The sequence below is a fragment of the bacterium genome, from assembly GCA_021158245.1.
Classification (GTDB): Bacteria; Zhuqueibacterota; QNDG01; order QNDG01; family QNDG01; genus QNDG01.
The window spans coordinates 1-10,113 of sequence record JAGGVB010000007.1; the positions used below are offsets into that span (position 1 = coordinate 1).

At 40.5% G+C, this 10,113-nt stretch carries 7 protein-coding genes; all 7 read right to left on the reverse strand.

Annotated features, from left to right (window positions below; genetic code table 11):
• The coding region (locus J7K93_00275; GenBank protein MCD6115424.1) for a DUF4968 domain-containing protein at window positions 1–398 on the reverse strand (398 nt) is incomplete at its 3' end.
• Window positions 399–412: 14 nt separating this feature from the next.
• Window positions 413–2,203: a Na+:solute symporter gene (locus J7K93_00280; protein ID MCD6115425.1), complete on the reverse strand. Its 1,791-nt coding sequence runs from the start codon at window positions 2,201–2,203 to the stop codon at window positions 413–415.
• Window positions 2,204–2,239: 36 nt separating this feature from the next.
• The gene (locus J7K93_00285; protein ID MCD6115426.1) at window positions 2,240–4,966 is read right to left on the reverse strand and encodes an alpha-galactosidase; all 2,727 of its coding nucleotides are present in this window, start codon (window positions 4,964–4,966) and stop codon (window positions 2,240–2,242) included.
• 248 nt (window positions 4,967–5,214) lie between these two features.
• Complete coding sequence (locus tag J7K93_00290) at window positions 5,215–5,538, reverse strand: type II toxin-antitoxin system RelE/ParE family toxin (protein ID MCD6115427.1); 324 nt, start codon at window positions 5,536–5,538, stop codon at window positions 5,215–5,217.
• Between the two features lie 8 nt (window positions 5,539–5,546).
• Window positions 5,547–5,759, reverse strand: a complete 213-nt coding sequence (locus tag J7K93_00295; protein ID MCD6115428.1) for an addiction module protein — start codon at window positions 5,757–5,759, stop codon at window positions 5,547–5,549.
• A gap of 259 nt (window positions 5,760–6,018) precedes the next feature.
• Window positions 6,019–9,183, reverse strand: a complete 3,165-nt coding sequence (locus J7K93_00300; GenBank protein MCD6115429.1) for a DUF4981 domain-containing protein — start codon at window positions 9,181–9,183, stop codon at window positions 6,019–6,021.
• A 153-nt stretch (window positions 9,184–9,336) separates the two neighbouring features.
• Window positions 9,337–10,113: hypothetical protein (locus tag J7K93_00305; protein ID MCD6115430.1), on the reverse strand; the 777-nt coding region annotated here is incomplete at its 5' end.

The following is a 10,113-nucleotide window of genomic DNA, read 5'->3' on the forward strand; positions in this document are numbered from 1 at the left end:
CTGAACATTCCGTAAATGGGACCATGAGAAGGATAGATTTCCTTACGATCATGAGTAAAAACTTTGAACTCTTTACCTGAATTACTTATTACAATCGTCAATTTTGCTGTATATATTTCCGTACTGTTTTTCTTTTTGACACTTGAATACTCTACAGGATCCCAGTTTTCCAGTTTTCCGATTAGAAACGGTATCTCATATTTTTCCGGGAACCTGTTTTTAAGAGGGAAGTGTGAAATTCTTATCCTGAACATAGTGGGCGTGTAAAGAGATATTCTTACGCTATCATTAATACTTGCCTTTGTCACATAGTTTGAAAGATCAAGAGACTTTGACAGTGAATAATGGTTTGCTCCCAGACTCATCACCAAAATTAAGTAAAAAGCAATTTTTTTCATAATCCGTCCTTTTATCAATCAGTACGCATCCGCTTCCAGATGAACAAGAGAAAAATCAAAGCTATAGCTCCGCTTGCAGTTGTTATAACAGCAGGAATAATGTTTCCGTAAAGCCAGAATCCTATTGAAAAAAGCAAACTGTAAATCATAACAGTTCCGAAAAATACTCCTGCCAGCCCTGCAGGAACATCCCACTCGGTTTCAGCCGCTGAAATATCCATATTTTTACTTTTCGCTTCATTCATAATTTTTTGCCATCCCGGGCCTCCCGGATGAATTTTTCTGCAGAAATCAGCCAATACATTAAAATCCGTTGGTTTTGTAATAAATGCAACAAGAACCCATCCTGCAGTAGTGACAGCCACACCTATTACCAGTTTCTGCCAGCTGAGTAGAGGTGCCAGGCCGGTATGTGCATGCACAAATTCAAAATATATTGCAACAAGAAACGATATTACCATAGCAGCTATTTCACTTGCAGCATTTATTCTCCACCAGAACCACCTGAGTAAAAACAGAAGTCCTGTGCCTGCACCGATCTGAAGAAGGATATTGAATGCCTGAAGTGCATTCTGAAGAAAAAGAGCAAGAAAAGCTGCAAGAAGCATAAGAACTGCAATTGTTATCCTGCCGATTAATACCTGCCGCTTTTCAGATGAATCTTTAACGAGGAATCTTTTATAAAAATCATTTACAACGTAAGATGCTCCCCAGTTAAGATGTGTAGATATTGTGGACATCACAGCTGCAATCAGGGATGCAATTACAAGCCCGAGAAGGCCCGCAGGCAGGAACGTAAGCATAGCAGAGTATGCAAGATCATTTTTTACTATATTTTGCGCAACATGAGGGAATGCCTGATGAAGTGCGCTAAGGTCAGGAAAAACAACAATTGAAGCAAGTGCAACAATGATCCACGGCCATGGGCGCAGAGCATAATGGGCAAAGTTAAAAAACATTGTTGCTCCTACAGCATGTTTCTCATTTTTTGCAGCAAGCATTCTCTGTGCAATGTATCCGCCTCCTCCGGGCTCTGCTCCCGGATACCAGACGCTCCACCACTGAACAGCAATAGGTATAATAAAGACTGTCATAACAAGAGTTGTATCGGAAAAATCCGGCAAAATGGACAGCTTTGCATGTACTGCCGGATTTGAAAACAGCCCTGACAATCCTCCTACCTGCGGCAGCCTAAGCACAACTATTGCTGCGAGAACCGCTCCTGTCATAGCAATTAAAAACTGAAAAAAATCCGTAATAAGTACTCCTCTCAGCCCGCCCATCAGGGAGTAGGTTACAACAATTACAGATGTTACAAGAACAGTTTTTACAGGAGAAACTCCCATTATCACACCGCCTATTTTTATAGCTGCAAGCATAACTGTTGCCATTATAACTACATTAAAAAACACTCCGAGATACAGAGCCCTGAACCCTCTTAAAAACGCTGCAATTCTGCCGCTGTATCTTAACTCATAAAACTCGATATCAGTGAGTACTTTTGACCTTCGCCAGAGTTTTGAGTATATAAAAACCGTAACCATTCCGGTTAAGAGGAATGCCCACCACATCCAGTTTCCTGCAACACCGTGCTGCCTGACCAGGTCTGTTACAAGATTGGGAGTATCAGCGGAAAATGTTGTTGCAACCATTGATACACCGAGAAGCCACCACGGCATGCTTCTTCCGGAAGCAAAAAACTCCGCAGCGCTTGTGCCTGCCCGTTTTGAAACAATTACACCTATTGCAAGAGAAACAATAAAAAAAACAATTATGGATATCCAGTCAACAAATTGTAAAGTCATGCTCTTTGCTCCGTTATTTAATAACCTGAGTTCAATTTATTTAACTTCAAGACTACCGATATGAAGAGTCTTCTTTAAATATCCTGAAGCAATACTCTTTGGCGGCATTGGAGTAACAACAATCTTTTTTGACGATTGAAACTCCACAGTCTGAACCTCCGGTTCTGTTTCCGCAATAACCCATGCACTGACCCTGCTGTCTGTTATTTTCCCGTTCATCTTTAAATTATATTCTGCTGTGTGTGATCCTGGGCTGACAGGAATTTTTACCCACTGGTACATTCCGCCCTGCTCGCTTATCTCGGGCTTAACATTCTTATTGTCTAATTGAACGTCTATACTATAATTGTCTTTTCTCGTGGAGCCCTTGTATTCAAACAAAAGTGCAAGCTCTGCATCTTTTGCAGACTCATTTAGATTAAAATTCACAAAGATATGGTTTTTATTGATACCAATCTCAGGAGACGACACCAGCAGAGACTCACTGGTTTTTTCTATTGTTAATGGACCAGCCGGTTTAAATTCAGGGTTCAACAATCTGATCTGTTCCCCTGCTTTAAGGATTTTAATAGAATACTTACCGTCATCTTTAAGATTGTCTTCAAAAATCACATCTGTAATCAGAGGACGTTCTGCATTTTTAAGAGGATAAACTTCATACACTGCTGTTTCATATCCCTCAAGAGACAAGGTCAGGGTTTTACCGGAAGAGTAAAGAACCGGTAAAATTTTTCTGAACGGATAAACCTGTTCAACTACCAGGTCAGCTGCGTCCTTATTCAGTCCTGTTTCCGGAGAAAGATTAACATCTATGCTCTTTGTGAATACGTCCGGATTTCTGACCGCAATAATTCCCCTGTTTCCCTTAAAATGTGCATAACCGTACGGTTCTCTCTTATTGGGATTGCCTCCGAACATTACTGTATTCTGCAGAATTGGGAAACGATCCTTTGCCCATTTAATTGATTTGCCGATTGCAGACCACTCTGCATCTGTCAGAAGGTTGGGAGATATGTAGAGTTCCCACATTGTAACGCCTCTTGCAAAGTAGAGAACAGCATTGTCTGTAAATTTATCAATTGGCTCCGCCTCTCCTCCGAGTTTCTGAAGATGTCCTTTTATAATGCCGTGAGTCATAAGATTGGAAACAGGGAACCAGAATTTATTCAGGCCGAAATCTTCATAAAGAACAAGATCCCTGTACGTAATTGCAGCGTCTCTTTTACTGATTGAAGGCACATTTGCAAATCCGTAATCACCTCCCTGCATCCAGATCATGTTTGCATATTTCAGCCACCAGGGGCTGAGCCATGTTCCGGATGTTATATTGAGGAACATATCGGAACGCAGAGAACGGACTGCTCTGCACATTTCCGCAACAGACTCCATTACAGCTCTTCTGGAGTATATGCCCACAGCATGGCCGTGGTCAGGCTCGCTGCACGAGAATTGTATTCCGTCCCATTTAAAATATCCGATTCCGTCGTTTTTAACAAAATCCGTTACCCGTTTTTTGAACAATGCTTTATAATTCCTGCCTGCAAGACACATCATCTCTCTGTGCCATGCATTTCCGTCCTCACCTACTGTTTCGTAACCGTGGGCTTTCATCCATACAATTCTTTTTCTGCGGTAGGAATAACCGCCTGTGGGCCCGAACCATATCCCGAGAGCAGTACCATTCTTTGCCAGTTCATCCGACAGAGGTTTTAATCCGTTGGGAAACTCCTCTTTTCTGAGCTTCCAGTCGCTTTCGTAAACATCCCAGCCGTCATCCAAAACAAATGCGTCTAATTTCAATCCCCTTTTTTTAACCATCTCACGTTCAAAATCTTTTATGATACGCATTACATTCTTCTCATTCATCACATCTTCGGGCCTCTTTGTGTAGATTTTAGAGCGTACGTCATACCACGAATTGTACAAAAGATAGGGCCTTAAAGGTGCAACCCTGACATCATCGAGATATTTCATAAACCAGTTTCTTACATACTTATCAGGAGTTAAACCCCAAACTACAGTTTCCGAAGAGACCCACTTGTCTGTAATTTTTTGGCCGAATTCCTGTCCGCACTTTACAAAAACACCGGAGCATCCTTTTTTCAGATGGTTTTCCGCAGTAGGATATTCAAGTCCGATAAATCCTCCTCCGTTACCTTTGAGAAAAGCAAGAGGCTGTCCGAATCCACCCGGTTTTATTACTTTTATATCGCCTTTGATTGTGCCGTTTTCAGGCCACATCCAGCGCAGAAAATGGTATCCGAAAACAGTGTCTCTTACTGCAATACTTCGCCTTACAAAAAAATCACCGGGCTTAAGAGAATATACTATTTTTAATAAAAAGGGATTACCTGTGCCTCTGAACAAAAGAGCAAATTCTTTTTCTCCTGTTTCCTTGTCTCTTTTTTCAAAGGAATGCAGCACAAAATCTTTTTTTGTAAGAAGAACAGGATTCTCGCCGTTATTTACCATGCCCGGGCCTGACCATCCTGTCCACATTATGTCAATATTAAAATCACCGCTGCTTGTGATACTAATAGGCTCTGTACCGGAATCAGACGCCCATTTACTTTTAATAGAGAGCTTTTGATTGTCAAATTTCCCTTCTTGAAAAATTACACAGCATTCAATTTTACTGTTCTGCATGGAAAAAATCTGAAGCTCGCCCTTTTCTTCAGTTTTTAATTTTACATCTGATAGAGCCGGCATAAGACTGATGAGTAATAAAATTAAACTACAGATAAAGATCGCTTTCCTTCTCATAACACCCCTCCGTATATTAAATATTCAAATTATTTATGGCAGTTTTAGTCTGTACTGCATTTTCCCCTCTCCGCTCCTCATTAACAATTATTACTATTGTTACACCTGACAGACATCATCTAAATATATCATCTCTTCACAAATTATATAATTCTCTCACACTCCCTCCCAATTACAACATAGAAGGTATAGGAAGTTGATACATTGGGAATCAACATTAAGCAGATGATTAACAGGTCAAATAAAATTTAACGGTCAGGGTTAAAGCGGTTATTCTGCTGCTTAATTCTATCATTCCAAAAACCGGGACGCCGGTGCAGATTAGCGACAGCTACAATTAATATTTCCTTATTCCGGACATAATAAATAATTCCATAGGGAAATCTTTTTGTCTGACACCTCCTTGTACGCTCTGATAACCTGTGCCACACATAGGGGAATTCACCGATTCTGTTTAATGTGTTTAAAACCTCAGTTAAGAAATCCTTGCCCAAACCAGGAGATTCATGATTGTAGTATTCTATAGCTTGATCAAGTTCTATTTGTGCAATTTCCAGAAATCTTATCAGCATGCCATTAATCACTTATATTTTTCAAGAATTTCCTCAATGGTAAGAGACTTGATTTTCCCCTGCTCGTATGCATCAATACGTGTTTCAGCCTCTTTTGCCCATAACATGTCAAACTCTTTGTCAGAATTATCCAGACTAATAAGAAGTTTTTCTATTAATTCCACTTTCTTTTCAGGTGTTAAATTTAATGCCTCTTTTAAAATCTCCTTTGAGGCCGGCATACTGTCTCCTCCTTATGGATAAATTGATAAAAAATTCTACATTTACAATCACTGGTAAAATAAACAGTTATGTTCAAATTTATATGAACTCCAGGAAAAAAGCAAGCAAAATAGAATCAAGGATTTTTCCCTGAGATACATCTCATTCCAAAACAGATAATACATAACTTGTCGCCATCTATGCCCTCCCGAGACACCAATAGTACCAATACAAACAACGTGCTTATTAATTTTCAATATACTATTTTACCATTCACTACTATTTTAGGGCTCTCATCCTTACTTTTTTTGCCAGATCAGAAACACCCTTTTTATCTTTCACCGGCAAAATCGTAAATCCGAACTCAACCTTTTGAGGATAAGTCCTGTATTTATCAATTACACCCGGACCGCAGCTCCCGTTTCCAAGGCCCAGCTGCAGGGCATCAAGGCACAGATAAATTTCCTTTCTCGGAATAAGCTCATTCAGATGATCTGCCTTGTCAAGATCATGAGGAGTAAAGTGTAAAACACTCATAGACATCGGTTTGTCTGTCACAAAAAGAAGGCCCTTCTCTTTTTTATCTGACAAAAATACCCAGCGTACATCTTCTCTGTTTCCTGTCTCCTGAGGCCTTACATAGGGCACAAGCATATCTGTTACTGTTGATTTATATATGCCGATTCTCGATCCCTGCTTTCTGTCAGGATAATTCTCCTGCGGGCCCCTTCCGTACCACTTTACTTTTTCAAACTCCTCATTAAGAGCCATAATTACACCCTCTTTCGGAAGCATCGGAAGTTTTCCGAACGGTGTTACACTGGCTTTTATATGAACAATACCGTCTTTGAAAATTTCATAAATCAGTTTAACAAAAAAGCCTTTTCCTTCTGCTCCGGAACCTGTCTGATGCACGTAAATTTTTACACTTCCGTGCTCCCTCTTAAATACTTTCAAAGTATCTGCAGAATACTTAAGATCATTCAGTCCCGCGTCAATCCATCTCTTCTTCATGTACATGTTGTTATCAGTAGGCGCTCTGTAGCAGTTAAGTACTGGCCCCTTTATTTCTGATGAAGATGAAAAGATCTCTCTTCCGTTTGTAACATAGGAAATTATTGATCCTGTTTTTCTGTCTATTTTTATACTGAACCTGCTGCCGCTGACAAAAATCCCGTCCGGAGATTCCGACACTTTAAGGCTCTCATTTTCCCGGCAGGGTAGCGGTTCAGCATCCGGAACCGGAATATCTATTTTTATCTGATCCCATGCAACTTCCCATCCTTTTTCCGCCCACTTTGTATCATGTTTCAGGCGGACCGAGACATCTAACCAGTACTCCCTGCCTGGCAGAGGTTTTATTTTTGAAACCGGAAGATTGACAAAGCGCGCATCCTGAGGAGGAACATCCACATTTTCAAGAGTGCCGGACTCTATAACTCTTCCGTCTTCTGAAACTGACCATACAATGTCAAATTCATTTACATTTGTAAAAAATGCTTTGTTCCGGATAAGAATTCTTCCCTTTGCAGGATCATCAGGTTTTACGGAAATGTTCTGGTATATTTTTTTTACTTCCCATACCTTCGGAGGAAGGGATCTGTCCGGAAACACAACTCCGTTTATACAGAAATTACCTGAATTCGGCTCATCTTTAAAATCTCCGCCATAAGCATAAAATTTTCTTCCAGCCTTGTCTTTCCGAAGGATTCCCTGATCAACCCAGTCCCAGATACTGCCTCCCTGAAGCTGGTCATAGGACTCAATTGCTTCCCAGTATTCGGCAAGATTGCCGATTGCGTTTCCCATTGCATGAGCATATTCGCACATAATAAGAGGCCTGTCATGCTTCTCCTCAGCATAACGGACAAGAGTAGAAATTCTTGAGTACATTGGGCACACAATATCAGTATTCCACCTCTGGCCTGCTCTTTCGTAGTGTACAGGTCTTGAGGGATCACGGCTGTGAATCCAGAGATAAGCCTCTTCAAAATTTGTACCGTTACCAGCTTCATTACCCATTGACCAGATAATCACAGAGGGATGATTTTTATCTCTTTCCACCATACTGTAAATTCTGTCCAAATGTGCTTTTTCCCACTCCGGTCTGTTTGCAAGGGTTTTTTCGGGATTGTACCCCATACCGTGGGATTCTATATTTGCCTCGTCAATCACGTAGAGTCCGTACTCATCACAAAGCTCATACCAGAAAGGATCATCAGGATAGTGGCAGGTTCTTACTGTATTAATATTCAGCCTTTTCATAAGCCTGATATCCCGGATCATGGATTCTCTTGTAATAAAGTGGCCTGTAACAGGATCGTGCTCGTGACGGTTCACCCCTTTGATTAAAACCGGTTTTCCGTTTACAAGAAGCTGCCCTCCTTTAATTTCCACTGTTCTGAAACCTGCATGAGCGGATAAAATTTCTATTACCTCTTCCTGCCTGTTTTTTAAACGGACAATGACAGTGTAGAGATTCGGTTTCTCTGCAGACCACTTTAATGGTTCATGAACAGTACATTTTACAGGGATAATTGTTTCTGCTCCAGGCTGAACATAAACAGCGCTGCCTTTGAGTTTTACATCAGGCACACTTTTGCCTGAGCTGTCAAGAAGTTCAACTTCAACAGAAGGACGTTCAACTCCTGTTTTGCCAAGATTTTTAATTCTTGCTGTAACCTTTAAAATACCGTCCCTGTAATTTTCATCTAAGCCTGCGCTGATTTCCAGATCACAGATAAATACCTGAGGAACCGAATATATGTAAACATTTCTGAATATCCCCGATAAACGCCAGAAATCCTGATCTTCAAGATATGATCCGTCAGACCATCTGTAAACTTCAACTGCAAGCAGATTGTCTCCCTCTTTTAAAAGGGGAGTTATATTAAATTCAGCAGGTGTCCTGCTTCCCTGACTGTATCCGACTTTTTCTCCGTTAATCCAGAGATAGAAAGCTGATTCAACCCCGTCGAAATGTATAAAAATCTGTCTCTCCTTCCAGTCCGATGGTACTTTGAAATATCTTCTGTAAGAGCCAACAGGGTTGTTATCGTTTGCAATAAACGGAGGATTCTTTTTAAACGGATATCTGACGTTTGTATAGATCGGTGTTCCGTACCCGAGCATCTGCCAGTTTGAAGGTACCGGAATTGTGCTCCACTTTGAATCATCAAAGTCTGTTTGATAAAAATCAACCGGTTTTTTATCAGGTGTTTCAACCCAGTTGAATTTCCACTCTCCATTAAGCAGTCTGCAAAAATCCGAATTTAATCTGTCTCCGGAAACAGCCTGGTTTACGGACGCAAAGGGCATTAATGTTGCATGGGGCCTTTCTTTATTTCTTGCAATAACTCCGGGATTTTCCCAGTCATGTACCTGAGCATAAAGCCCAAGACTGACAGCACAAAACAAAACTGATAAAAAAACATTCGTTTTCATAAACATCATCCTTGTAATATTAATCACTGATTTCCCAATGACCTCTTTGCACTCTACGACCCAAGTTGTACTTGAGGCGGAGGAAAATAAAACACTTTTCCCCGTTTTTATACTCCTTTTTCAAATCCCTTCTGCTTCTCTTTTACAGCATGGTTAGATCTTTTTATATTCCACACTCCATTTTATTTGCTTTGACATTTCCGACCGGATCGTAAAAACTCTCATTCCTCCGTTCTTTTGAACTGACACTAGTTTTGCTCCTCTGCATATAAAATTCTTAAAGCTATAACCCTTAACCTTTGTCACATAGATTTTATATGGATCATTTGCAACTATTTCACTAATGCCGAAAAGAGAATTATTTTGCCACTTAACATTTTTCAGATCAACTCCTCCACACGATACATGACGATTCGTTGCAGCAATTTGAGGATGATTTTTTCTTTTTCTGATTGAAAAAAGCTGGCATCCGTATTTTGTGCTTATCTTTCCGGGAACAAAGTAACCTTTAAAAATTCCCGACAGCTTCTTTGTCCAGAACTCAAATAAAATGTATTCCTTTTTCGGATCAAGGCCTAAGTCTCTGAAATAGAGCTTCTTATATCTTTCCCCTGTCCTGCCCAGCACAACCCAGGTCTCAAAACTCCTGTTTATTCCAAGAAGGAAAAGATCGCATAATGGATTTCTATTCGCATCAAACGGTCTTTCACCCTCTCCGCTCACTTCAGTATCAGCCATATAAAGATTCATTGAACGGCTCGGATCAACATCATATATCTGTTCTGGTAATGTAAACAATACAGGCGCTGCCCTTTTTGCCGGTTCAATGCGCTCGGTCTGATAAACTTCAGGTTTGTCTGTAAGCATCAAAAGAGAACCTGTGAGTGATGTAACCATTGTAGAACGATAAGCATCGCGGCCCTTTAGTTC